The following is a 25,034-nucleotide window of genomic DNA, read 5'->3' as shown; positions in this document are numbered from 1 at the left end:
GCACAGATATTACCCGGGTAAAACAGAGAGATCAATAACACCCGGGTAAAATCATTCGAGCGATCGAACCGCGGTCGACGGCCCGCACACGCGCCATGGGGCACGCCCCCGCCGCTTAGACTTGCGGGCCCCATGCCGACCCCGCACACGCCCTTGCGCCTCTCACGCCGCCGCTTGCTGGCCGCAACAAGCCTCGGCGCCGCACTGGCCGGCTGCAGCGCCGGACCGGCCGCCCCGGCTGCTGCGCCCGCGGCCCGCAACCCCGCGTTGCGCCTCATCGGCGAAACCCGGCTGCCGCACCGCATGCGCTTCCAGGACACCACGGTCGGCGGCCTGTCGGGCCTGGACTACGACCCCGCGCGCGACCTCTGGTATGCCGTCAGCGACGAGCGCACGGCGCCGCGCTTCTACACGCTGCGCCTGCCCGTGACGGCCGACCGCGTGGGCCCGGCCGAGCTGCTGGGCGTGCAGCGGCTGTTGCCCAACGACCGGCCCGACCCGGAGTCCATCCGCTGGAACGCAGCCACCGGCACGCTGCTGTGGTCCGGCGAAGGCGACGTGGCGCGCGGCCAGCCACCTACGCTGCGCGAATCGTCCACGGATGGGCGCACGCTGCGCAGCTTCGTGCTGCCGCCGCATTTCGCGGTCGATCCCGCAGGCCACAGCGGGCCGCGCGACAACCTGGGCTTCGAAGGCCTGGCCCTCACGCCCGACGGCCGCGGCGCCTGGGCGGCGATGGAGAACGCGCTGCACCAGGACGGCCCCATCCCCCGCGTCGGCGCCGTCGGCGGCCCGTGCCGCTTCACGCTGTTCGACCTGGCGAGCGGCCAGGCCATCGGCCAGCGCGCCTACGTGCCCGAGGCCATTCCGCAGGCGCCGCGCAGCCCGCTGACCTATGCCGACAACGGCGTCAGCGAGATCCTGATGCTGGACGCGCAACGCATGCTGGTGCTGGAGCGCGCCTACATGGCCGGCGTCGGCAATGCGCTGCGCCTGTACCGCGTGGACCTGGCCAGCGGCAGCGACACGCTGGCCCTGCCCGCGCTGGAGGCGGGCCGGTTCACGCCGTTGCGCAAGACGCTGGTGGCCGACCTCGCGGCCTACCTCGGCCCCGGCCTCGCCAAGCTCGACAACACCGAGTGCATGGCCTGGGGACCGACCCTGCCGGCGGCCGATGGCCGGCCCGCGCAGCGCACGCTGGTGCTGCTCAGCGACGACAACTTCAACCCCGCGCAGGTCACCCAGTTCGTGGCCTTCGCCCTCACGGAACCCTTGTGATGCCCACCCCTCTCGACACCACGATCGCCTTCATCGGCGGCGGCAACATGGCCAGCGCCATCATCGGCGGCCTGGTGCGCCAGGGCCTGCCGGCCACGCGCGTGCGCGTGGTCGAGCCCTTCGCCGAAACGCGCGCCAAGCTGCTGGCCGACCACGGCGTGCAGGCACTGGAGCAGGCCGGCCCCGCGCTGGCCGATGCCGGCCTCGTGGTCTGGGCCGTCAAGCCCCAGGTGTTCGCCGAGGCCGCCGTGCCCGTGCGGGCCCATGCCGCCGATGCGCTGCACCTGAGCGTGGCAGCCGGCATCCGCAGCGACAGCATCGCGCGCTGGCTGGGCACAGAGCGCATCGTGCGCGCCATGCCCAACACGCCGGCGCTGGTCGGCCTGGGCATGACGGGCCTCTACGCGCGCGACGCGGTCAGCGCGGCGGACCGCGCCCAGGTCGAGCAGGTCATCGCCACCACGGGTGCGGCGCTGTGGGTGGCGCAGGAGGCGCAGCTCGACGCCGTGACCGCGCTGTCGGGCTCGGGCCCGGCCTATGTGTTCTATTTCCTCGAAGCCATGGTGCAGGCCGGAACAAGCATGGGCCTGCCGGCGGCCCAGGCGCAGCAACTGGCCATCGGCACCTTCGCCGGCGCGGCCGAACTGGCGCGCCGTTCGGACGAGCCGCTGGCCACGCTGCGCCAGCGCGTCACCTCCAAGGGCGGCACCACCTACGCGGCCATCACGTCCATGCAGGAAGCCGGCGTCGGCCCGGCCTTCGAGCGCGCGATGCAGGCCGCCGAACAACGCGCCAGGGAACTGGGCGACGAGTTCGGCAAGGCCTGATCAGGCGAACGTGTAGCCGGCCACGATGCCGGCGAACACGGCGAAACCCAGCCAGTGGTTGAGCCGGAAGGCCTGGAAGCAGCCTTCGCGCGTGCGGCCCTTGATCAGCGTGGCATGCCACAGCACCTGCGCCGCCGCGGCCACGATGCCCACGTAGAACAGCCAGCCCGGCACCAGCGACCGCAGCGCCAGCGTCCAGATCGCCAGGAACAGCGCGTAGCTCGTCAGCACGCCCACCACGTCGAAACGGCCCAGCGTGATGGCCGAGGTCTTCATGCCGATCCTGAGGTCGTCGTCGCGGTCGACCATGGCGTACTCGGTGTCGTAGGCGATCACCCAGAACAGGTTGCCCAGCAGCAGCAGCCAGGCCAGCGGGGGCACGCTGTTCCACGCATCCTGCAGGCTGAAGGCACCGCCGCCCGCGAACAGCTCCCACGGCGGCCCGCCGCGCACGGCCGAGAACGCCATCGGGATGCCGAAACTGAAGGCCACGCCCAGCACGGCCTGCGGCATGGACACGTAGCGCTTGGCAAACGGGTAGACGAGCGTGACGGCCAGCGCCACGAATGACCAGGCGATGGTCGCCAGGTTGGTCGTCAGCACCAGGCCGAAGGCGGCCAGTGCCAGCACCGCACCGAAGAGCAGCGCCTCGCGCGGCGTGATGCGCCCGCTGGTCACGGGCCGCTGGGCCGTGCGCTTGACGTGGCGGTCGAAGTCGCGGTCGGCCACGTCGTTGACGCAGCAGCCCGCGCTGCGCATGAGGATGGTGCCCAGCGTGAACACCACCAGCAGGTGCCAGCCCGGAAAGCCGCCGGCCGCGATCCACAGCGCGCCCAGCGAGGGCCACAGCAGCAGCAGCCAACCGGCCGGGCGGTTCCAGCGGATCAGGTCCAGGTACAGCGCCAGCCGCCCGGGGGCGGGCGGCGCCGGCAGGGTCGCGGCCAATTACTCCTCGAGCAGCGAGCGCAGCATCCAGGCGGTCTGCTCGTGCACGGTCAGGCGCTGGGTCAGCAGGTCGGCCGTGGGCTCGTCGCTGGCCTTGTCGGCGATGGGGAACAGCTCGCGCGCGGTGCGGGCCACGGCCTCGTGGCCCTTGACCAGGATGCGCACCATCTCCAGCGCGGCCGGCGGCTCGGTCGGTGCATCGGCCAGGCTGGTCAGCGCGCCGAACTGGGCGTAGGAGCCCGGTGCCTTGTGGCCCAGCGAGCGGATGCGCTCGGCCACCGGGTCCACCGCATTCCACAGCTCGGTGTACTGCGCCATGAACATCGCGTGCAGCGTGTTGAACATGGGACCGGTCACGTTCCAGTGGAAGTTGTGCGTGGTCAGGTACAGCGTGTAGGTGTCGGCCAGCAGGCGCGACAGGCCCTTGGCGATGGCCTCGCGGTCCTTCTCGCTGATGCCGATGTTGATGGCGGGCGCGCCGCCGGTGGGCAGCGCGATGAGCTTGCCGGTGCTGGACTTCTTCTTGGCCATGTCGTGCTCCTGTTGAGACAAAGGGTGGTTTTTTAACATGCGGGCGATAGGCGCCTGCCGGGCTTGCGCCGGATCAGGACAGGCGCTTCACGCCCGGCAGCTCGCAGGCATAGATCGCGTTGCGCAGCGCGGCGATGGCCTCGTAGCGCGTGAAGCTGCGGCGCCAGGCCAGCACCACGCGGCGCGTGGGCGGGTCGCCGTCGAAGGGCAGGTACTTCACATAGGGCTCGTCGGCCCGCTTGCGCTTGCCCTTGCTGCGGTCCAGCGCCTCGCTCGGCACACCCAGGCGCGGCACCAGCGTCACGCCCATGCCGGCGGCCACCATGTGCTTGATGGTCTCCAGCGAGGAGCCTTCGAAGCTGCGGCGGATGCCCTCGGCGTCGCTGGAGAAGCGCGCGAACTCGGGGCAGACCTCCAGCACGTGGTCGCGGAAGCAATGGCCGTTGCCCAGCAGCAGCATGGTCTCGGCCTTGAGTTGCGCGGCCGTGATGTGGTCCTGCGCGGCCAGCGGGTGGCTGGTGGGCACCACGGCCACGAAGGGCTCGTCGTACAGCGGCGCGATGGCCAGGCCGGCATCGGGGAAGGGCTCGGCCATGATGGCGCAATCGAGCTCGCCGGTGCGCACCGATTCGAGCAGCTTGACCGTGAAGTTCTCCTGCAGCATCAATGGCATCTGCGGCGTGCGCGCGATGGCCTGGCGCACCAGGTCGGGCAGCAGGTAGGGGGCGATGGTGTAGATCACGCCGAGCTTGAGCGGGCCGGCCAGCGGGTCCTTGCCGCGCTTGGCGATCTCCTTGATGTTGGCCGCCTGCTCCAGCACGCTCTGCGCCTGGCGCACGATCTCCTCGCCCAGCGGCGTGACCGTGACCTCGTTGGCGCTGCGCTCGAACAGCTTGAGGTCCAGCTCCTCTTCGAGCTTCTTGATGGCCACCGACAGCGTGGGCTGCGAGACGAAGCAGGCTTCGGCAGCCTTGCCGAAGTGCTTCTCGCGGGCAACGGCGACGATGTACTTCAACTCGGTCAGTGTCATGAAGGCATTTTCGCCTGCGCCATCAAGCCTTGAGGAATTCCGCTTTTCCGCCCAGCCATCTGTGCACATGGCGCTCGGCCAGCGCCGGGCTGCCGTCCAGCATCTGCGGCGCCAGTTCGCGCGCCCAAGCCAGCAGGCCGGCGTCTTCCTCCAGGTCGGCGAAGCGCAGCAGCGGCGCACCGGACTGGCGCTCGCCCAGGAACTCGCCCGGTCCGCGGATCTCCAGGTCGCGCCGCGCGATCTCGAAGCCGTCGGTGGTCTCGGCCATGGCCTTCAGGCGCGCACGCGCCGTCTCGCCCAGGCGCGGCGCATCGCCCGTCGAGTAAAGCAGCACGCAGGCCGAAGCTGCTGCGCCACGGCCCACGCGCCCGCGCAGCTGGTGCAATTGCGACAGGCCGAAGCGCTCCGCATGCTCGATCACCATCAGCGAGGCGTTGGGCACGTCCACGCCGACCTCGATCACGGTGGTGCTGACCAGCACGCCCATGAGGCCTTCGGTGAACAGTTGCATGACGGCCTTCTTCTCGGCGCCCGCCATGCGCGCGTGCAGCAGGCCGACCAGCACGCCGGGCAGCGCGTCGGACAGCTCGGCGTGCGTGGCCGTGGCGTTGACCAGGTCGACGGCCTCGCTCTCCTCGATCAGCGGGCAGACCCAGTAGACCTGCCGGCCCTCGGCCAGCTGCTCGGCGATGCGCGCCACCACCTCGTCGCGCCGGCCCTCGTGCACCACGCGCGTGACGATGGGCGTGCGGCCGGGCGGCAGCTCGTCGATGGTGGAGACGTCCAAGTCGGCGTAGTAGCTCATGGCCAGCGTGCGCGGGATGGGCGTGGCGCTCATCATCAGCAGGTGCGGCTCCTGGCCGCCGTGCGCGAGCTTGGCCCGCAGCGCCAGGCGCTGCGCCACGCCGAAGCGGTGCTGCTCGTCGATCACGCCCAGCGCCAGGCGCTGGAACTGCACCTTGTCCTGGATCACCGCGTGGGTGCCGACCACCAGCGCGGCCTCGCCGCTGGCGATGCGCGCCAGCTGGGTCTTGCGCTCCTTCTTCTTCTGGCCCCCGCCCAGCCACGCGATGGAACGGCCGCGCGCGGCCAGCAGCGGCGCCAGCCAGTCGGCCAGCTTGCGGAAATGCTGCTCGGCCAGGATCTCGGTGGGCGCCATCAGCGCGCACTGCCAGCCGGCGTCCATGCAGACCGCCGCGGCCAGCGCGGCGACCACGGTCTTGCCCGAGCCCACGTCGCCCTGCAGCAGCCGGTGCATGGGCTGGGGCCGCGCGAGGTCGGCCGCGATCTCGGCCACCACGCGCTGCTGTGCGCCGGTCAGCGCGAAGGGCAGCGCCGCCATCAGGCCGTCGCGCACGCCGCCCGCGATGGCGGCCAGCCGCGGTGCGCGCAGCTTGTCGCGCTCGCGCTTGGCCGTCAGCTGCGACAGCTGCTGCGCCAGCAGTTCCTCGGCCTTGAGCCGCTGCCAGGCCGGGTGGCTGCGGTCTTCCAGCGCGGCCAGCGACACCTCGGGCGTGGGGTGGTGCAGGAAGTCCAGCGCCGCGCGCAGGCTCCACTGGCCGCCGGCGGCCGCGGGCGGCAGCGTCTCCGACAGGTCGGCCCGCGCCAGCCCGGCCAGCACGGCCTTGCGCAGGTAGCTCTGCGGCAGCCCTGCCGTCGTGGGGTAGACGGGCGTGAGCGCGGTCGGCAGCTCGCCCGTGTCGGGGCGGAACTGCGGGTGCAGCATCTGCCGCCCCGCGAAGCCGCCGCGCACCTCGCCGCGCACGCGGATGCGCGCGCCCGGCGCCAGCGCCTTCTGGTGCGAGGGGTAGAAGCTGAAGAAGCGCAGCAGGCAGCGGTCGGTGCCGTCGTCCACGGTCACGAGCAGCTGGCGCCGCGGGCCGGGGCGGATCTCGCTGCCGACCACGGTGGCGGCGATCTGCACCACGGCGCCGTCGTGCGCGTCGGCGAGCGGCACGATGCGGGTCTCGTCCTCGTAGCGCAGCGGCAGGTGCAGGGCCAGGTCGATGGGCCGGTCGAGCCCCAGCTTCCTCAGCGCACGCTGCGCCGGGCTCTCGCGCGGTCGGTCGGCAGGCACGCTCAGCAGAGGTCCTCGAGCGCGGACTCGGCGTCCGGGAAGCGGAACGCGAAGCCGCTGGCCAGCAGCTGCTGCGGCAGCACGCGCTGGCCTTCGGTCAGCAGCTCCGCCTGCTCGCCCAGGGCCAGGCGCAGCGGCAGCCCCGGCGTGGGCAGCCAGCTGGGCCGGCCCAGCTGGCGCGCCGCGGTGCGGCTGAACTCGGCCTGGCGCAGCGCGCCGGGCGCGGTGACGTTGTAGACCGGCGTGGCACCGGCGGCGTGCGCAAGCGTCCAGGTGTGGCCGATGGCGCGCAGCACGTCGTGCACATGCACCCAGCTGAACCACTGCCTGCCGCCGGCCAGGGGGCCGCCCAGGCCCAGGCGGATCGGCAGCAGCATCTGCGGCAGGGCACCCTCGCGCCCCAGCACCACGCCCAGCCGCAGGCGCACCACGGCCACGCCCAGGTCGGCGGCGCGCAGGGCCGCCTGTTCCCAGCGCTGGCACAGCTGCGACATGAAGATGGGCTGCGGCGGCGCACTCTCGGTCCGCGGGGCATCGTCGCCCTGCGGCTGCACGCCGTAGTAGCCGATGGCCGAGGCCGACAGCAGCAGCGCGGGCTTGCGCGGCTGCGTGGCCATCCAGCCGACCAGGCGCTGCGTGAGCCCTTCACGGCTGGCCAGCAAGGTGGCGCGGCGGGACGCCGTCCACGGCCAGCCCAGGATGCGCGCGCCGGCCAGGTTGACCACCACGTCGCAGGGCGCAAGACGGTCCAGTGCGTCCACGCAGGACACACCGGGCCCGAAGCGGCCGGCCGCCGCGGCCGGATCGCGCGTCCACACGCTCACGCGGTGCCCGTCGCGCTGCAGCGCCTGCACCAGCAGCCGGCCGATGAAGCCGGTCCCGCCCGTGACCAGCACGTGCTGCGGGGCGGCGCCGAAGCGGATCGGTTCGCTGGCAAGGGTCATGGCGGGCATTGTGCCCGCCGCCCGCGGGCCCATGGGAGAATCCCGCCCCTTCTTGGAACGGGCCCGTCCGGCCCTCAAGCCCATGCGCTCCTACACCCTTTCCGATTTCGATTTCACGCTGCCGCCCGAACTGGTGGCGCAGCACCCGGCCGCGGAGCGCAGCGCCTCGCGCCTGCTCGACGGGCGCGGCCCCTCCCCCACCGACCGCATCTTCCGCACGCTGCCCGCACTGCTGAACCCGGGCGACCTGCTGGTCTTCAACGACACCCAGGTCGTCAAGGCCCGGCTGTTCGGCGAGAAGCCCAGCGGCGGCAAGCTCGAACTGCTGGTCGAGCGCGTGCTCACCGGCCAACAAAGCGCCGGGCCGCCCCAAGCTTTGTTGCCCCCCTCGGGGGGCGGGCCGGCCGCAGGACGGACCTGGGGGCATGGTGAGGTCGTGGCCCACATGAAGGTCAGCAAGAAGCCGCCTGTGGGCACGCTGCTGCGCATGGCCGGCGGCTTCACGGCCCGGCTGCTGGGCCGCTGGCCGGACGAGGATGGCGCGCTGTTCCGCCTGGCCTTCACGGGCCCGGCCGGCGAGACGCCACACGCGCTCATGGCCGCGCACGGCCACGTGCCGCTGCCGCCCTACATCACGCACAGCGACTCGGCCGAGGACGCCCAGCGCTACCAGACCGTGTTCGCGCGCGCGCCCGGCGCCGTGGCCGCGCCCACGGCCGCGCTGCACTTCGACGAAGGCGTGCTGGCGGCCCTGGAGGCGCGCGGCGTGGGCCGCGCCAGCGTCACGCTGCACGTGGGCGCCGGCACCTTCCAGCCCGTCAAGACCGAGGACCTGGACGCGCACCGCATGCACAGCGAGTGGTATGCGATCCCGCCCGCCACGCTGGCCGCGCTCGAGCGCACGCGCGCCCAGGGGGGCCGCATCCTCGCCGTGGGCACGACGACCGTGCGCACGCTGGAGTCGTGGGCGCAGACCGGCCGGACCGAGGGCGAGACGAACATCTTCATCCGCCCCGGCCACCGCTTCCAGGTGGTCGACCTGCTGCTGACCAACTTCCACCTGCCCAAGTCCACGTTGATGATGCTGGTCTCGGCCTTCGCGGGCTACGAACACATCATGGGCCTGTACCGCCACGCCATCGACCAGGGCTACCGCTTCTTCAGCTATGGGGATGCGATGCTGCTGGAGCGCCTGCCCGCGGCTTGACGCGGCGCCGGCCGGCGGACCATAGTGCGCGCCGGAGACCCGCACCCGACCGCCCCCATGCCGCCCCGCGCCACCGCCCACGACCTGCCCATCGACGGCTTCGATGCCTCGCGCTGGCATGCGCTCGACGGCGTGCGGATGGAGCAGCCCTGGCAGAGCCTGCCCGACCACGTGCGCCGCTCCAGCGCGGGCCGCCCCTGGCAGGGGTTGGCCGTCTGGCACCAGGTGGGGCCGCTCGGCGACCTGTACGTGCCCCCGCAGGGCAACCACGCCATCCTGCTGCGCAACGGCCCGCCGACGCGCCTGCTGCAGCGCCACGGCAACCAGGTGGGCCAGGCCCACTGGCAGCGCGGCGACGCCGTGGTCCTGCCCACCGACACGCCCAGCTTCTGGCGCAGCACCACGGCACGCGACAACATCCATATCGACCTGTCGCCGGCCTGGCTGCAGCGGGCGGCCGGAACCGACGTCGTGCTGGGCAACTGCTTCGGCCGCAGCGATCCGGTGCTGGCCGCCTTCGCCGAGCTGCTGCTGGCCTCGCTGGACAACGGCGCGTCGCTGAACCCGGCCTTCGGCGAGCACATCGCCATGGGCATCGCCATCCACCTGGTCGAGCGCTACGCCCAACCGCACGGCCTGCCGCGCGCGCAAGGCAGCCTGTCGATGCGCCAGATGCGGCAGCTGACCGAGGCCGTGCAAGGCAGCCTGCACGAACGCTGGCCGGTGGCGCGCCTGGCGGCCCTGGCCGCGTTGAGCCCCTTCCACTTCGCGCGCGCCTTCAAGGCCTCCTTCGGCACCACGCCGCACGCCTGGGTGCAGCTGCAGCGCATGGAGCTGGCGGCCCGGCTGGTGCGCGGCTCGCGCCAGCCGCTGGAGGAGATCGCCGTGCAGACGGGCCATCCGTCGGCCGCGCACTTCAGCCACGCCTTCCGCCGGCATTGGGGGATGACGCCCTCGGCCTACCGGCGCACGGGCTGACCCGCGCCGGCGCCCCAGGTTTTCCCTCGATCGCGCAGCTTCGCGACAGCGGCAGCAGGAAACCGCAACGGCCTGCGCGCGCGCTGCGGCACAGTGGCGGCCCACCCACCGGCCTGGCACGGCCGGCGCCACGACCCGAGGAGACAGCAGACATGCGCACACGCCGCCAGTTCACCATCCAGCTGGGCAGCCTGGCCGCCCTGGGCGCCACCGCCTGGGGCCGGGGCGCCCAGGCCCAGCCCGCCGACCTGGCCCGCCTGCTGGTGGGTTTCCCGCCAGGAGGCAGCACCGACAACGTGGCGCGGCGCCTGGCCGACAAGCTCCGCGGCGTCTATGCGCCCAACGTGATCGTCGAGAACAAGCCCGGCGCGGGCACGCAGATCGCCGTCAACGCGCTCAAGGACGCCGCGCCCGACGGTGCCACGCTGCTGCTCTCGCCGCCGGCACCGTTCACCGTCTACCCCTACACCTACCGCAAGCTGCCCTATGCCAACGAGGACGTGGCGCCCGTGGGCATGGTCTGCACCTTCCCCTTCGCGCTGGCCGTCGGGCCGGCCGTGCCCGACAGCGTGCACAACCTGCCGGATTTCGTGGCCTGGGCCAAGGCCAACCCGGGCAAGGCCGCCTTCGGCTCGCCGGCCGCGGGCTCCACGCCCCACCTGGTGGGCAGCCTGCTGGGCAAGGTCGCCGGCTTCGAGTTCACGCACGTGCCCTACAAGGGCGACGCGCCCGGCCTGCAGGACCTGATGGGCGGCCAGATCGCCGCGTACTCCACCGTGCTGGGCAGCTACCTGCCGCACCTGCAGTCGGGCCGGCTGCGGCTGCTGGCCGTCTCGGGCACCGAGCGCAGCAGCTTCGCGCCCCAGCTGCCCACCTACCGCGAGCAGGGCTACCCGGCGCTGGACATGACCGAGTGGTTCGGCGTGTTCGTGCCCGCCCGCACGCCCGCCGCCATCGTGCAGCGGGCCGGCGATGCGGTGCGCGCGGCCGTGGCCCAGCCCGACTTTGCGCGCGGCCTGGCCGATTTCGGCATGACCGCCCGGACCTCGACCGCCCAAGAGCTAGCCGAGCGCCTGCGCACCGAGAACGCGCAGTGGCGCATGCACGTGAAGAGCATCGGCTTCACGGCCGACTCCTGAGCCGCCCTTGGATTCGGCTTCGCCCATCTGGCGCCCCGGCGCCGCGCGCCGCGAACGCGCCCTCATCACCGCCTTCCAGGCCCGCCTGGCCCGGGAGCACGGCCTGCACTTCGACGGCTACGAGGCGCTGTGGCGCTGGTCGGTGGACGAGCCCGAGGCCTTCTGGCGCGCAGTGCTGGACTTCTTCGACGTGCCCATGGCCACCCCGCCGCAGCGCATGCGCTCGGCCGACCCCATGCCCGCCACCCGCTGGTTCGAGGGCGCGCGGCTGAACCTGGTGGACCAGATGTTCCGCCACGAAGGGCTGGCCACGCCAGCCATCGTCTACGACAGCGAGGCCGCCGGCCAGGGCGAGATCGGCTGGCCCGCGCTGCGCCGCCAGGTCGGTGCGCTGGCCCACACGCTGCGCGGCCTGGGCGTGCGGCCGGGCGACCGCGTCGCCGGCTACCTGCCCAACATCCCGCAGGCGGTGGTGGCTTTCCTGGCCGCGGCCAGCCTGGGCGCCGTGTGGGCCCTGTGCGCGCCCGACATGGGCCCGGTCAGCGTGACAGACCGCTGGCAGCAGACGGCGCCCACGGTGCTGGTGGCGGTGGACGGCTACCGCTTCGCGGGCAAGCCCTTCGACCGGCGCGCCGCGCTGGACGACATGCTGGCCGCCCTGCCCTCGGTGCGCCACGTGGTCTGGGTGCCGCACCTGGACGCGGACGCCGCGCCGCCGGCCCAGGCCATGCGCCGCCACCTCGTGCACTGGGCCGACGCCACGGCCGGCGACGCGCCGCTGCAGCCGCTGGCCCTGCCGCCGGACCACCCGCTGTGGACGCTGTACTCCTCCGGCACCACGGGTCTGCCCAAGGCCATCGTGCACGGCCACGGCGGCGTGGTGGCCAACTGCCTCGTGAACATGGTGCTGCACAACGACGTGCACCCGGGCGACCGCATCCTGTGGGCCGTCAACACCTCCTGGATGGTCTGGAACGCCCACGTGATGGGCCTGCTGGGCGGCGCCTGCATCGTGCTGGTGGACGGCAGCGTCACCGGCGCGGGGCCGGAGCCGGACTGGGCGCACCTGTGGCGGCTGGTGGGGCGCCTGGGCGTGAACACCTTCGGCGTGGGCGCGGCCATCCACCATGCGTGCATGAAGGCCGGCGTCGTGCCGCGTGCGGTGGCCGACCTGTCGGCGCTGCACACCGTGTGCTCCACCGGCTCGCCGCTCTCGCCCGAGGCCTACCAGTGGCTCTACACCCAGGCCCGGGACGACCTGTGGCTGAACGTGGTGGCCGGCGGCACGGACATCACCGGCGGCTTCCTGGTCGGCCTGCCCACGCTGCCCGTGCACGTGGGCGAGATGCAGTGCCGCACGCTGGGCGCGCGCGTGCAGGCCTGGAACGATGCCGGCCAGCCGGTGCTGGACGCCGTGGGCGAACTGGTGTGCACGCAGCCCATCCCCTCCATGCCGCTGTACCTGTGGGGCGATGCCGACGGCACGCGGCTGCGCGAGAGCTACTTCGACACCTTCCAGGACGCGGACGGCCACCCGGTCTGGCGCCAGGGCGACTGGCTGCGCCTGGTGCCGCGGCCCGACGCGGTGGGCGGCATCATCTACGGCCGCTCGGACGCCACCATCAACCGCCAGGGCGTGCGCATGGGCACGGCCGAGCTGTACCGCGTGGTCGAGGGGCTGGACGCGGTGCAGGACAGCCTGGTGGTGGACCTGGAGTACCTGGGACGCCCGTCCTGCATGGCGCTGTTCGTGCAGCTGCGCCCCGGTGCCACGCTGGACGAGCCGCTGCGCCAGCGCATCCGGCAGGCGCTGCGCAGCGGCCTGTCGGTGCGCCATGTGCCCGACGAGATCCACCAGGTCGCGCTGGTCCCCAAGACCATCACCGGCAAGAAGCTGGAGCTGCCGGTCAAGAAGCTGCTGCTGGGCCACGCGCCCGAGCAGGTGGTCAAGCGCGACGGCCTGGCCCAACCTGAAAGCATCGACTGGTTCGTGCAGTTCGCACGCGACTACCTGGCACGGCCGCAGCCGGCCTGAGCCCCGGGCGGGGCCGGGCGGCGCGGGAACGAGTGCGAAGATAGGCGCTGAGACAATCGCTGCCATGCTCGACTTCCAACTGCTCGCCACCGACCCCGCCAGCCACGCCCGCCGCGGCACGCTCACGCTCAACCACGGCGTGGTGCAGACACCGATCTTCATGCCCGTGGGCACCTACGGCACCGTCAAGGGCGTGATGCCGCGATCGCTCGAAGAGATGGGCGCGCAGATCATCCTGGGCAACACCTTCCACCTGTGGATGCGGCCCGGCCTGGACGTGGTGCGCCAGTTCGGCGGCCTGCACCGCTTCGAGGCCTGGAACAAGCCCATCCTGACGGACTCGGGTGGCTTCCAGGTCTGGAGCCTGGGCGCCATGCGCAAGATCAGCGAGGAGGGCGTCAAGTTCGCCTCGCCCGTCAATGGCGACAAGCTGTTCCTCACGCCCGAGGTCAGCATGCAGGTGCAGACCGTGCTGAACAGCGACATCGTGATGCAGTTCGACGAGTGCACGCCCTACGACACCAAGGGCCACATCACGACCGAGGCCGAGGCGCGCACGTCGATGGAGCTCAGCGTGCGCTGGGCCAAACGCTGCCAGGCCGAATTCGCGCGGCTGCAGAACCCGAATGCGCTGTTCGGCATCGTGCAGGGCGGCATGTTCGAGCACCTGCGCGAGGAGTCGCTGAACGCACTGGTGGAGATGGACTTCCCGGGCTACGCCATCGGCGGCGTCAGCGTGGGCGAGCCCAAGCCCGAGATGCTGCGCATCATGGCGCACACGCCGCACCGCCTGCCGGCGCACAAGCCGCGCTACCTGATGGGCGTGGGCACGCCGGAAGACCTGGTCGAGGGCGTGGCCCAGGGCGTGGACATGTTCGACTGCGTGATGCCCACGCGCAATGCGCGCAACGGCACGATCTTCACGCGCTACGGCGACCTCAAGATCCGCAACGCCAAGCACCGCAGCGACGAGCGCCCGCTGGACGAAACCTGCACCTGCCACGCCTGCGCCGGCACCAGCGGCGTGGCCAGCGGTGCGGGCGGCACCGGCGGCTTCTCGCGCGCCTACCTGCACCACCTGGACCGCTGCGGCGAGATGCTGGGGCCGATGCTGACCACCATCCACAACCTGCACTACTACCTGAACCTGATGACCGAGATCCGCGCTGCGCTGGACGCGGGCAGGTTCACGCAGTTCCGCGCGCAGTTCGCGCAGGACCGGGCGCGCGGCGTGTGAGCCTCAGGTCGCGAACGCCTGCAAGCGCAGCGCGTGCCGCGTGTCGAAGCGTCCGCGGATCGTGTTGATCTCCACGTCCAGCGCTTCCAGGAACAGGCCCATCGCCACGGCTGTGGAGTAGCCCGAGCGCTGGTAGATGCAGCTGTACAACGCGGCGCCCTGGTCTTCCAGCGCCACCCAGACCAGCCGGCCGGCCTCCACGTCCTCGGCCACGTTGTCGGGCACCAGGAAGCTCACCGCCTGGCTGCCGGACACGAGGCGGCGGACCATCGGCACCGAACTCGTCTCCACCAGCGGCCGCCCCAGCCGCGTGAGCCGCGGGTCCACGCGCTCCAGCAGGCTGCGCAGCTCCATCTCGGGTGACAGCAGGATCAGCGGATGGTCCAGGCAGTCGCGCAGCCGCAGCAGGCGCGGCGCGGCCGTCAACGGGTGGCCGGGCGCCGTGACCACGCCCAGCGGCTGGGCGTAGGCGCGCACCTCCTCCACGCCCGGCGGCGGCTTGCGGCGCAGGCAGAAGGCCACGTCGATCTCACCGTTGGCGACCCAGCGCTGCAGCGCCTCGCCATGGCCCGAGCGCACACTGAACGTGATGTCGGGGTGGCTCTGCTGCACGTTCTCGATCACCTGCGGCAACAGGTGCTCGGCCGTGGCGTAGGGCACGCCCACGTTGACATGGCCGCGCCGCACCTGGCGCAGGTCTTCCACCTGCGACAGCGCGTTGTCGAAGTCGCGCTGGCTGCGGCGCACGGCCGCGATCATGATTTCGCCGGCGGTGGTCAGCTGCATGCCGCGCGGCAGCCGGTCGAACAGCGGCACGCCCACCTGGGCCTCCAGGTTCAGCACCTGCTGGTTCACGGCGGCGGCGGTCAGGTGCAGCGTCTCGGCCGCCTTGCGCACCGAGCCGCGGCGCGCCACCTCGTCGAAGCAGCGGAAGGCCTGTGAGATGGCGGGCATGCGGCGCAGTGTAAGAAATTTCTTTACACCCCTGCAAAAACGTTCCGCTATTCCAGACGCTCGCCGGTCCCTAGAGTTCGCGCCATCGCAGCTTTTCAACACCTTGCAGGAGCAACCCATGGCCACCACCGTCGACCAGATCACCCAGCGACGCCGCGGCGTCGGCCTCATCGCCCACGACCCGGCGGCCAGCGCGGGCGGCTACACGCTGATCGCGCCGCAGACGGCCGGCGGCAAGGTCTACCTGATCGACATGGAAGGCCGGGTGGCGCACGCATGGCAGATGCCGGTGCGCGCGGGCCGCCATGCGGTGATCCTCGCGAACGGCAACCTGGGCTACAACGGCAGCCACGCCGATTCGCCCGACCGCTACGCACCCTGGTCGATGTGGCACGGCGGCGATTTCTACGAGGTCACGCCCGAGGGCGAGACCGTCTGGCGCTACCAGGACCCGGCCCACCACCACGACGCGCAGTGGCTGCCCAACGGCAACCTGCTCTATGCGGCCTGCGCGCCCGTGCCCGAGGGCTTCGCCGCGCGCGTGCCGGGCGGCACGGCCCATGGCGAGAACGAGGCCATGTACGGCGACGTGATCCGCGAGGTGGACCGATCCGGCAAGCTCGTCTGGGAGTGGAAGGCCTGGGAGCACCTGAAGCCCGAGGACTTCCCGATCCACCCCGGCTTCGGCCGCTACCACTGGCCGCTGGTCAACGGCCTGGGCGTCATGGCCGACGGCACCGTGCTCATGAGCCTGCGCACCACGGCCGGCATCATCGGCGTGGACAAGGCCACCGGCGCCGTGCAGCTGCACATCCCGCCGTCGGTGGTGTCGCACCAGCACGCGCCGGTGCCGCTGGCCAACGGCAACGTGCTGGCCTTCGACAACGGCAACTTCCGGCATGGCGCGCACGTGGCCTTCTCCCGCGTGGTCGAGGTGGATCCGAAGACCAACGAAGTCGTCTGGGCCTACCAGGACGAGATGGTCAACGCCTTCTTCACGGCCTTCATGGGCAACGCCCAGCGGCTGTGGAACGGCAACACCCACATCACCGAATCGGCCACGGGCCGGCTGTTCGAGGTCAATCCGCAAGGCGAGGTGGTCTGGGAATTCATCCTGCCCTGGTTCGCCGAGTACCCCGACGCGGCCGCGCGCAAGACCGGCCCGGGCCGGCTCAACAGCGTGTTCCAGACCTTCCGCTATCCGGCCAGCGCCCTGCCCTGGCTCAAGGCCTGATTTCTGCTTCCAAGAGGTTCAACACCATGCCCGTCACCCGCCGCCTCGCATCGGCCCTGATGCTCGTCCTGCCCTTGTCGTCTCCGCTCCTGGCGCAGGCCCAACCCGGCGCCTGGCCCAGCCAGCCCATCACCGCCGTCGTGCCGTTCTCGGCCGGCGGCAGCGTGGACGTGGCCGCCCGGCTGCTCATGCCCAGGCTGGCCGAACGCCTCGGCCAGCCCGTGGTGGTCGAGAACACCGTGGGCGCCTCCGGCACCATCGCCGTGCAGCGCGTGATCAAGGCCCGGGCCGACGGCCACACGCTGCTGTTCGGCGTGGCCAGCCCGGTCACGGTGGCGCCGCTGGTCTCGCCCGGCCGCTTCAAGTACGACGGGCTCAAGGAGCTGCTGCCCGTGGTGCCGGTCGCGGCCTCGGCCTTCGTGCTGGTCGGCCGGCCCGACCTGCCGGCGGCCAGCGCGGCCGAACTCGTCAAGCTCGTGCGCAGCCAGCCCGGCAAGCTGAACTTCGGCACCGACGGCGTGGGCACCAGCCTGCACGTGACGGCCGAGATGCTCAAGCAGAAGGCCGGCCTGGACATGGTGCACGTGCCCTACAAGTCCGGCCCGCAGGTGCTGACCGAACTGGCCGGCGGCCAGATCGACCTGGCCGTGCTGCCCGTGGCGCTGGCCCAGGGCATGGTGCGCGAGGGCAAGGTCAAGGGCTTCGGCGTGACCTCGCGCCAGCGCGCCGCCACGCTGCCGGACACGCCCAGCCTGTCGGAGACGGCCGAGTTCGCCGGCCTGGACGTGCTGGCCTGGCAAGGCCTGCTGCTGCCCGCGGGCACCGACGCCGCCATCGCCGCCCGGCTGGCGCGCGAGACCGCCGCCGTGCTGGCCGAGCCCGAGACGCAGCGCCGCCTGCTGGAGGCGGGCTTCGCGCCGATGCAGATGACGCAGGCCCAGTTCACCGACTACCTGGCGCGCGAGAAGAAGGACCTGGCGGCCACCATCGCGGCCGCGCACATCAGCGTGGATTGAGCATGGCCGTCGGTGGCGCAAGGGCACCCGCGTTGTGCCACGGTCGGTGTCTATACTTTTCGGCTTCTCCGTATTCCGAGACCGCGTGCGCTGACCGGGCGCGCCGCTCGCCACGAGACACCCGCCCATGCCCCCGGTCCTGCAAGCCACCCTGATCGCCCGCGTGCTGCTGCTGCTGGTGCTGGCCGCCGGCGTCTACTTCTTCCGCGGGTTCCTGGTGCCGGTGCTCGCGGCGCTGATCATCGGCTTCGCCAGCTGGCCGCTGTACGCACGGCTGGTGCAGCGCTGCGGCGGCCGCACGGCACTGGCGGCCAGCCTGGCGACCCTGGTGGTCGTCATCGGGCTGGTAGTGCCGCTCTCGCTGGCGCTGCACTACGCCCTGCAGGAGGCCGCCACCTTCGTCCAATGGCTGCTCAAGGCCAACCGCCTGGGTGCCGCGGTGCCGCGCTGGGTGCAGGACTTCCCGATGGTCGGCGAGCGCATGGCGCAGTGGTGGGCGGAGCACCTGGGCGCGCCGGGCGCGCTCGGCGAATGGGTGGAGCTGCTGAGCGGCCAGCACCTGGGCAACATCTACCGGCTGGCGCTGGCCACCACCGGCAACCTGCTGCAGCTGGCGCTGACGCTGCTGTTCATGCTGATCACGCTGTTCTTCCTCTACAAGGACGGCACGCGCTTCGCGGCCCAGCTCGACGTGGTGGGCGAGCGCACGCTGCCGCGGCGCTGGCAGCGCTTCTCGCGCGTGGTGCCGGCCACGGTCAGCTCCACCGTCACGGGCATGGGCCTGATCGCGCTGGGCGAAGGCCTGGTGCTGGGCGTGGCCTACTGGGTCGCGGGCGTGCCCTCGCCCGTGCTGCTGGGCGTGGTCACGGGCTTCATGGCGCTGATCCCGGGCGGCGCGCCGCTGTCGTTCACGCTGGTCTCGCTGTACCTGGTGGGGGCCGGGCACCTCGCAGCGGGTGTCGGCCTGTTCCTGTGGGGCTCGATCGAGCTGTTCATCGTCGACAAGACGCTGCGCCCGCACCTCGTGGGCGGGCCCGTCAAGCTGCCCTTCCTGCCAACCTTCTTCGGCCTGGTGGGCGGCGTCAAGACCATGGGCTTCGTCGGCCTGTTCGTCGGCCCGGTGCTGATGGCGCTGCTGGTGGCCATCTGGCGCGAATGGGTGCTCAGCATCCGGGCCGAGCAGGCTCAGCCGCCAGCGGCCGCGCGCGCGGCCGACGTGCCGCACGCATCGCAGAACCTCGAGGACGCGCACTGACGCGCCTGGCACGCCGTCCAGCCGCACTTTTCCGACAGCCGCAGCGCATCGGCCACGGCGCTCACTCTGCCGGTGGCAGCGCGAGCAAGGCGGCCACCGCCTCGTGCAGCGCCTCGGGTGTCGCGGCATCGGCCGCCAGCGCCGGCCCCACGTTCAGGCCCACGCGGCTGAAGGCACCGCGCCGGAACGGCCGCACCATGGCGCCGCCGGCCTCGATGCGGCTGAAGTACGAACCCCACAGGTTGGTCAGCGCCATCGGCACCACGGGCACGGCCAGCCCGTCGGCGCGGGCCTGGGCCAGGATCTTGGCCACGCCGCCCTTGAACGGCTGCAGCTGGCCATCGCGCGTGATGGCGCCTTCGGGGAAGATGCCCAGCAGGTCACCCTCGCGCAGCACCTGGGCCGCCGCCGCCATGGCCGCCGCGTAGGCGGCCGGATCTTCCTTCTGCGGCGCGATCGGGATCGCCTTGGCCAGCCGGAACAGCCAGCCCAGCACCGGCACGCGGAAGATGCGGTGGTCCATCACGAAGCGGATCGGCCGCGGGCTCGCGGCCATGAGCAGGATGGCGTCGACGAAGCTCACATGGTTGCAGGCCAGCACGGCCGGCCCGGCCAGCGGGATGTGGGCATCGCCGCGCACGCGGAAGCGGTAGATGAAGTGCGAGAGCACCCAGGCGATGAAGCGCAGCAGGTACTCCGGCACCAGCAGGAAGATGTACAGGCCCACGACGGCATTGGCCAGCGCCGTGAACAGGAACACCTGCGGCACCGTGAAGCCTGCGCCCAGCAGGCTGCCTGCGATCAGGCTGCTGGCGATCATGAACAGCGCGTTGAGGATGTTGTTGGCCGCGATGACGCGCGCGCGGTGCGTGGCCGGGCTGCGCAGCTGGATCAGCGCGTACATCGGCACGCTGTACAGGCCGGCCGACAGCGCCAGCAGCCCCAGGTCGGCCATCACGCGCCAGTGCGCGGGGCGGGCCAGGAACTCCGAGAAGCCCATGAGGCTGGAGGCGGGCAGGCCGCGCAGGGCGAAATACAGGTCCACGCCAAACACGCTCATGCCGATCGCGCCCAGCGGCACCAGGCCGATTTCCACCTGCCGCCGGCTCAGCACCTCGCAGAGCAGCGAGCCGATGGCGATGCCGATGGAGAACACCACCAGCAGCAGCGAGGCCACATGCTCGTCGCCATGCAGCACCTCCTTGGCCAGGCTGGGAAACTGGCTCAGGAACACCGCGCCGAAGAACCACATCCAGCTGATGCCCAGCAGCGAGCGGAACACCACGGTGTTGCCGTGCGCGAGCTTGAGGTTGCGCCAGGTCTCGCTGACCGGGTTCCAGTTGATGCGCAACTGCGGGTCGGTGGCCGGCAGCCGCGGAATGCCCTGCGCCGCGAGCCGGCCCAGCAGCGCCAGTGCCACGCAGCCGATGGCGACATAGGTGCGGCCCACGCCCGGCACCGCGATCAGCAGCCCGCCCACGACGTTGCCCAGCAGGATGGCCACGAAGGTGCCCATCTCCACCATGCCGTTGCCGCCCGTCAGCTCGCGCTCGTGCAGCACCTGCGGCAGGTAGGCGAACTTGACCGGCCCGAACAGCGTGGAGTGCAGGCCCATCAGGAAGGTGCAGGCCAGCAGCAGCGGCACCTGCAGGGCCACGTTGCCCGAGAGGAAGCCCAGCGCCGCCAGCGCCATGATGGCGATCTCCAGGTTCTTGACGAAGCGGATCACCTGGGTCTTGGGCAGCTTGTCGGTCAGCTGCCCGCTGGTGGCCGAGAACAGCAGGAACGGCAGGATGAACAGCGCCCCGATCACCAGTCCCGCCCTGGTCGGCGGCAGCCACGACACGCTGAGCTGGTAGGTCACCATCACCGTGAAGGCGAACTTGAACAGGTTGTCGTTGGCCGCGCCGGAGAACTGCGTCCAGAAGAACGGGGCGAAGCGGCGCTGGCGCAGCAGGGCGAACTGGTTGGGGTGGGCGTTGTCGTCGGTCATGGCAGCGGCGATTGTCGATGCCGCCGCCAGGGCGCCGCCGCGCCGGGGCGCTTCAGGTGGTTGCGGTGAACACCGTCAACACGCCGGTGTAGCCGTACAGGTGGTGGCGTGCGATCTCGCCGCCGGCGAAGAAGCCGACCAGCGGCACGTCGCCCAAGGCATGGCGCACGATCTGCAGTTCCGCGCTCGGGCCGCCGAAATGCGCGCCGCCGCGGCTCGCGCAGCTCACGTAGATGGCGCCGGCCATGCGCCGGGCCGGGTGCGGCGCGGAGGCCGCCGGGTTGCCCGCCAACGCCAGGGCGGCTTCGGCCGGCATTTCCTCGGGCTCCAGCTCCTCGCGGATCTCGGCGCAGACGCGCACGAGGTCGGCGCGCGCAGCCTGCGCGTTGCGCTGGCAGAACGTCAACCGCATGCCGACTTCCAGCGGCTCGGCGATGGCCACGCCGTGGCGCGCCGGGTCCAGCCCGATGATGTGGCGCACGCGCACGTCGGGCCCGAAGCTGCCGGGGCGGCGCACGTCGTCGCGGCCTTCGGCGCCGGGCGCCGAACGCAGGCCGGCCAGCGTGGCACGCACGCGCCCCAGCGCCTCGCGCGGTTCGTCCAGCGAGACGCCGAGGTCGCCGAGCAGCACCTGCAGCGCGGGCTCGCCGTCCAGCGCCGTGACCACGTTGCCTTCGCAGGCCGTCACGCTGCGCTCGGGCGCCACGGGCTGGCAACCCTGGGTGACGCGCGAGCTCAGCGCCACGTCCTGCGTGAAGGCCACGCCCGACAGGCCGCCATGGAACACGCCGCGCGCACCGCCGTGGCCCTTGATGTTGCCGTTGCCGCCGGTGGCGAACTGCACCGTGGTGGCACGGCTGGAAGCCAGGCCGCCGAACAGGTAGCCCGTGTCCGTGCGGCCGGCCATCTCGGCCACGAGTTCGGACAGGTCCTGGGTGCTGCCGTCGGCATGGACCAGGGCCGTGTGCGCCTCGAAGGCCATGCCCAACGGCGCCACGCCGGAGAACACGCGGTACTGGTGCGCGGGCAGGCCCAGCAGCATCACGGCCATGGCGGGTTCGTCGAAGTACTCGACGTTGTTGGCGGCGATGCCCACGCCCACCGTGCCGGACCAGTCCGTCACCTCGGGCAGCTCCGCGCCCAGGTGGTCCAGGATGTCTTCGGCCGCGCTGGCGTAGTGGTCGGTGATGTAGAGCAGCGCCAGCGTGGGCGCGCTGGCGTAGTCCGGCAGGGCCAGTTGCGCGCGCAGCTGTGCCAGCACCAGGCCGGCCGCCATGCGCCACTGCGGATGGGTGGCGTGGGCGTAGGGGAAAAGTTTCATAGACCCATCCTGCCACGGCGCGCGCGGGCCGCCGCGCTTGGCCCCAGCGCACGCATGGGCGCGTCAGCCGGCACGCTTGCGCGGCGCAGCCTTCCTGGCGGGGGTGGCGGCTTTTTTGGCGGGTGCCGCGGCCTTGCCGGTGGCGGCGCGCGCGCGCGCCGGTGCGGGCGCCGCGGCCGGCTCGGGCGTGGCGCGGGCAGCGGCTTCCTGCATGGCCGTCGCGGCGATCTGCTGGAACTGCTGCGTCAGCGCACCCCACCACTGCATGGCGTCGATCACGCCGGGCCGTGCGGCTTCGCCGTCGGCGGCCTCTTCGGCATCGGCGGCGGCATCCGGGGCGGCTGCCGCCTGCGGCGCGGGTTCGGGTGCGGGCCTGGGGGCGGGCGGCGGCGCAGGCGACCGTGCCTGCGCAGACTCCGTCGGCTGGGCGGTGAACGCCTTGGCCACCTCGGCCATGCTCACGTTCATGCCCTTGAGCGTGGCCAGTGTCATCTTCTGCACCTCCAGCGCCTGGATCGTGGCTTTCAGTGCCATGGCGTTCTGGTCCAGCCAGAACTGCACGGCCTTGAGTTCGGTGATGCGCTTGTCCAGGTCTTCCACGCTCAGCGTGGGAGCGACCCAGCCGCCCAGCCCAGGCATCTGCGGCATGCTCTGCGCCGCGCCCTTGGCCAGGCTCTGCAGGAAATCGAAGCCGGGGACGAACTTGCCGAAGCCGCCGCCGGGTGTGTCGTTGCTCATGGGGTCTCCTCCTGGGGTGGGGGTGCTGGGTGCGCGTGCAGCTTACTGCACCGGCGCAAAGCCGCCGGAAGGTTTCGCGTCTGCGCCGCCTGGCGCCACCACTTCCTGCTCGATCGCGCCGAACAGGCTGTGCCCGTCACTGCCCTTCATCTCGATGCGCACCGTGTCGCCCAGCCGCAGGAAGGCGGTGCGGGCCTCGCCGTCCTGCGCCTGCTCGAAGGCGCGCTTGTCGGCGATGGCGTGGTAGCCCTTGGGCCAGTCGCGCCGCTTGCCGGCCTCCACGCCGCGCTGCCGCACGGTGCCGGCGCCGACGATGCTGCCGGAGTGCAGCCCGCGCGTGGCGCACAGGTGGGCGATGAGTTCGCCGAAGGGCCAGCGCATGTCTTGGTCGGCATCGGCGATGCCCACGCGCCGGCCGTTCCAGCTGGTCTGCAGCGCCAGGCCCACGCGGCCCTGCGCCCAGGCCTCGCCGAGTTCGTCCGGCGTCACGGCCACCGGGCCGAAGGCCGTGGCGGCCAGGCGCTGCACCGCGGACAGGCCGCTCGCCTGCAGCTGCACGGCATTGGCCAACAACAGCAGCCGCACGCCATCGAGCGCCTGTGCCGGGCTGGCCCGTTGCGGCAGGTCGCCGGTGACCACGGCCAGGCCGGCGCCGAAGTCCATCTGCAGCGGTTCGGCGGCCAGCACCAGGGGATCGCAGGGGCCTGAAAGGCTGTCGCCGGCCGCCTGGCGAAAGCCCGGATCGGCCGCCTCGGCGGGTTCCAGCCCGTGTTCCCAGGCCTGGGCCACGGCCCAGTGGCTGGCGCGTGGCAGCGGCGCCATGCACTGGCGCGGATCGAAGGGAAAGGCGTGCCGCGCACGCTCGGCGTTCAGCGCGTCGTAGAGGTCCTGCAGTTGCGGGGCGATGAAGTTCCAGTCGTCCAGGGCCTGCTGCAGGCGGTGGGCGGCGTGGGTGGCGTAGTGCGCACTGGCCAGGTCGCGCGAGACGACGACCAGCTGGCCGTCGCGCGAGCCGTCCTTGTAGGTGGCAAGTTTCATGGGGTGATGGTGGAGCTCATTGGCGGCGGGCAGGCGCCCGGCAGACAATCCGGGTGTGCAAGCAGATCGCGTGGCGGCCGGTGGGGCGCAGGATACAAGCAATTCGCACAGCAGCCGCCCGCTGCTGGTGCTGGGGCTGGGCGTGGTCCTGGCCCACCTGGTGGCCTTGCAGCAGCTGCCAGCCGTGCTGGCGCCGCCCGACCTGGCGCAGACGCGCACCTTCACCACGCGCAGCATCGTCGTGCAGCCGCCACCCGCGCCTGTCGCCGTGGCGCCGGAACCCGCACCGCCGCCGCCACCCCCGCCGCCCCGCAGAAAACCGCGCCCTGCACCAATGGCGGACGCCCCACCCGCGCCGGCCGCCGAGGCGCCAGTTGCCATGGCGGCGCCGGAGCCGCCCGCGGCCGAGCCATCGCCAGAGCCTGCCGTGGCTGCTGCCCCGCAAGAGGCCGCTTCCCAGCCCGCTCCGGCGGCGCAGGCGGCCTCTGCACCGGAAGCTGCACCGGCCGCGCCCCCCGCCTCGGCGACAGCGTCGGCCAACGCGCTGGCATTGGGTATTCCAGGCTCGGTGCGGCTCAAGTACACGCTGACGGGCGAGGCCAAGCAGCAGACCTACCACGCGATGGGCGAACTGCTGTGGCTGCAGGATGGCAAGACCTACGACGCGCAGCTGGAGTACAGCGCCTTCCTGATCGGCTCGCGCGTGCGCACCAGCAGCGGCAAGCTCAGCGAACGCGGGCTGGAGCCGGCACGCTTCTCCGACAAATGGCGCAAGCGCGACCTGGCGGCGCACTTCGAGCGCGACAAGGGCATCGTCAGCTTCAGTGCCAACACGCCCAGCGCCCCGCTGCTGCCCGACGCGCAGGACCAGCTCAGCGTGCTGCTGCAGCTCTCCGCCATGGTGGCGGGCGATCCGGCCCGCTACGGCGCCGGCAGCAGCGTCACGCTGCCCGTGGTCGGCCCGCGCGACGCCGATGTCTGGACCTTCACCATCCAGGGCGAGGAACTGGCCTACCTGCCCTACGACAACCTGCAGGCCGTGAAGCTCACGCGCAACCCGCGCAAGGAATTCGACCAGAAGGTCGAGGCCTGGCTGGCGCCCAGCCTGGCCTACATGCCCGTGCGCGTGCGGATCACCCAGCCCAACGGCGACTTCGTCGACCAACTGTTGCGCAGCGTGGACAGCCCCTGAACGCTTTTTTTCTGCCAAGTAGTCGCAGGACTACCACGGTCCGGCCTTGAAACCGGCCCGAAAGT

The 25,034-nt window shown here is 72.0% G+C and carries 21 protein-coding genes and 1 pseudogene; 11 read left to right on the top strand and 11 right to left on the bottom strand.

What is annotated here, in order from left to right; genetic code table 11:
• The first annotated feature begins 132 nt into the window (after positions 1-132).
• Positions 133-1,278 carry an esterase-like activity of phytase family protein gene (locus tag ASF44_RS04265; protein ID WP_056897879.1) on the top strand — a complete coding sequence of 382 codons (1,146 nt, stop codon included), beginning with the start codon at positions 133-135 and terminating at the stop codon, positions 1,276-1,278.
• Entirely contained in the window at positions 1,278-2,105 is an 828-nt protein-coding gene (proC, locus tag ASF44_RS04260; RefSeq protein WP_056897878.1) for a pyrroline-5-carboxylate reductase, read from the top strand. Before ASF44_RS04265 ends, proC begins: the two co-directional genes overlap by 1 nt.
• On the opposite strand, the gene ubiA is transcribed toward proC, so the two are convergent.
• The 5 genes from ubiA to ASF44_RS32740 all read right to left on the bottom strand — a co-directional run bounded on the left by ubiA (position 2,106) and on the right by ASF44_RS32740 (position 7,632).
• Entirely contained in the window at positions 2,106-3,050 is a 945-nt protein-coding gene (gene ubiA / locus ASF44_RS04255) for a 4-hydroxybenzoate octaprenyltransferase (RefSeq protein WP_235579118.1), read from the bottom strand.
• Positions 3,051-3,581 carry a Dps family protein gene (locus tag ASF44_RS04250; protein ID WP_056897877.1) on the bottom strand — a complete coding sequence of 177 codons (531 nt, stop codon included), beginning with the start codon at positions 3,579-3,581 and terminating at the stop codon, positions 3,051-3,053.
• 73 nt (positions 3,582-3,654) lie between these two features.
• Positions 3,655-4,611, bottom strand: coding sequence for a hydrogen peroxide-inducible genes activator (locus ASF44_RS04245; RefSeq protein ID WP_056897876.1), 957 nt, complete (start codon positions 4,609-4,611; stop codon positions 3,655-3,657).
• Positions 4,612-4,633: 22 nt separating this feature from the next.
• Positions 4,634-6,688: an ATP-dependent DNA helicase RecG gene (gene recG / locus ASF44_RS04240; RefSeq protein WP_369820890.1), complete on the bottom strand. Its 2,055-nt coding sequence runs from the start codon at positions 6,686-6,688 to the stop codon at positions 4,634-4,636.
• Between the two features lie 2 nt (positions 6,689-6,690).
• The gene (locus tag ASF44_RS32740; protein ID WP_162243780.1) at positions 6,691-7,632 is read right to left on the bottom strand and encodes a TIGR01777 family oxidoreductase; all 942 of its coding nucleotides are present in this window, start codon (positions 7,630-7,632) and stop codon (positions 6,691-6,693) included.
• Between the two features lie 82 nt (positions 7,633-7,714).
• Here ASF44_RS32740 and queA point away from each other — a divergent pair, with 82 nt between their 5' ends.
• The 5 genes from queA to tgt all read left to right on the top strand — a co-directional run bounded on the left by queA (position 7,715) and on the right by tgt (position 14,228).
• Positions 7,715-8,839, top strand: a complete 1,125-nt coding sequence (queA, locus tag ASF44_RS04230; protein ID WP_082524501.1) for a tRNA preQ1(34) S-adenosylmethionine ribosyltransferase-isomerase QueA — start codon at positions 7,715-7,717, stop codon at positions 8,837-8,839.
• Positions 8,840-8,896: 57 nt separating this feature from the next.
• Entirely contained in the window at positions 8,897-9,817 is a 921-nt protein-coding gene (locus ASF44_RS04225; protein ID WP_056897875.1) for a helix-turn-helix domain-containing protein, read from the top strand.
• A gap of 152 nt (positions 9,818-9,969) precedes the next feature.
• Positions 9,970-10,956 (top strand): Bug family tripartite tricarboxylate transporter substrate binding protein, encoded by a 987-nt coding sequence (locus tag ASF44_RS04220; protein WP_056897874.1) that lies wholly within the window; start codon positions 9,970-9,972, stop codon positions 10,954-10,956.
• Between the two features lie 7 nt (positions 10,957-10,963).
• Positions 10,964-12,991 carry an acetoacetate--CoA ligase gene (locus ASF44_RS04215; RefSeq protein ID WP_056897873.1) on the top strand — a complete coding sequence of 676 codons (2,028 nt, stop codon included), beginning with the start codon at positions 10,964-10,966 and terminating at the stop codon, positions 12,989-12,991.
• A gap of 64 nt (positions 12,992-13,055) precedes the next feature.
• Complete coding sequence (gene tgt / locus ASF44_RS04210; RefSeq protein WP_056897872.1) at positions 13,056-14,228, top strand: tRNA guanosine(34) transglycosylase Tgt; 1,173 nt, start codon at positions 13,056-13,058, stop codon at positions 14,226-14,228.
• 3 nt (positions 14,229-14,231) lie between these two features.
• Here tgt and ASF44_RS04205 read toward each other — a convergent pair whose 3' ends face one another.
• Positions 14,232-15,182: a LysR family transcriptional regulator gene (locus ASF44_RS04205; RefSeq protein ID WP_056897871.1), complete on the bottom strand. Its 951-nt coding sequence runs from the start codon at positions 15,180-15,182 to the stop codon at positions 14,232-14,234.
• A gap of 118 nt (positions 15,183-15,300) precedes the next feature.
• On the opposite strand from ASF44_RS04205, the gene ASF44_RS04200 reads away from it, so the two are divergent.
• The 3 genes from ASF44_RS04200 to ASF44_RS04190 all read left to right on the top strand — a co-directional run bounded on the left by ASF44_RS04200 (position 15,301) and on the right by ASF44_RS04190 (position 18,687).
• The gene (locus ASF44_RS04200; RefSeq protein ID WP_056897870.1) at positions 15,301-16,416 is read left to right on the top strand and encodes an aryl-sulfate sulfotransferase; all 1,116 of its coding nucleotides are present in this window, start codon (positions 15,301-15,303) and stop codon (positions 16,414-16,416) included.
• Between the two features lie 26 nt (positions 16,417-16,442).
• Positions 16,443-17,432, top strand: a complete 990-nt coding sequence (locus tag ASF44_RS04195; protein WP_056897869.1) for a tripartite tricarboxylate transporter substrate binding protein — start codon at positions 16,443-16,445, stop codon at positions 17,430-17,432.
• Between the two features lie 127 nt (positions 17,433-17,559).
• Complete coding sequence (locus tag ASF44_RS04190) at positions 17,560-18,687, top strand: AI-2E family transporter (RefSeq protein ID WP_056897868.1); 1,128 nt, start codon at positions 17,560-17,562, stop codon at positions 18,685-18,687.
• A gap of 61 nt (positions 18,688-18,748) precedes the next feature.
• On the opposite strand, the gene ASF44_RS33225 is transcribed toward ASF44_RS04190, so the two are convergent.
• From ASF44_RS33225 to ASF44_RS04170, 5 genes and pseudogenes are all read right to left on the bottom strand, one after another.
• A complete protein-coding gene (locus ASF44_RS33225) occupies positions 18,749-19,507 on the bottom strand; it encodes a 1-acyl-sn-glycerol-3-phosphate acyltransferase (RefSeq protein ID WP_369820901.1) in 759 nt (252 codons plus the stop codon).
• Positions 19,508-19,666: 159 nt separating this feature from the next.
• Positions 19,667-20,680, bottom strand: a pseudogene (locus ASF44_RS33220) (MFS transporter); the annotation flags it as partial.
• A 52-nt stretch (positions 20,681-20,732) separates the two neighbouring features.
• A complete protein-coding gene (locus tag ASF44_RS04180) occupies positions 20,733-22,001 on the bottom strand; it encodes an FIST N-terminal domain-containing protein (RefSeq protein WP_056897866.1) in 1,269 nt (422 codons plus the stop codon).
• 63 nt (positions 22,002-22,064) lie between these two features.
• Positions 22,065-22,739, bottom strand: coding sequence for a PhaM family polyhydroxyalkanoate granule multifunctional regulatory protein (locus tag ASF44_RS04175; RefSeq protein WP_056897865.1), 675 nt, complete (start codon positions 22,737-22,739; stop codon positions 22,065-22,067).
• A 42-nt stretch (positions 22,740-22,781) separates the two neighbouring features.
• Positions 22,782-23,777 carry a fumarylacetoacetate hydrolase family protein gene (locus ASF44_RS04170; protein ID WP_056897864.1) on the bottom strand — a complete coding sequence of 332 codons (996 nt, stop codon included), beginning with the start codon at positions 23,775-23,777 and terminating at the stop codon, positions 22,782-22,784.
• Between the two features lie 55 nt (positions 23,778-23,832).
• Here ASF44_RS04170 and ASF44_RS04165 point away from each other — a divergent pair, with 55 nt between their 5' ends.
• Positions 23,833-24,969 (top strand): DUF3108 domain-containing protein, encoded by a 1,137-nt coding sequence (locus ASF44_RS04165; RefSeq protein WP_235579117.1) that lies wholly within the window; start codon positions 23,833-23,835, stop codon positions 24,967-24,969.
• Positions 24,970-25,034 lie beyond the last annotated feature (65 nt).

Source organism: Pseudorhodoferax sp. Leaf274, assembly GCF_001422445.1.
In the GTDB taxonomy this organism is placed as follows: Bacteria; Pseudomonadota; Gammaproteobacteria; order Burkholderiales; family Burkholderiaceae_C; genus Pseudorhodoferax.
The sequence above is the reverse complement of the archived record's forward strand: the minus strand, read 5'-3'. Positions and strand labels throughout refer to the sequence as shown.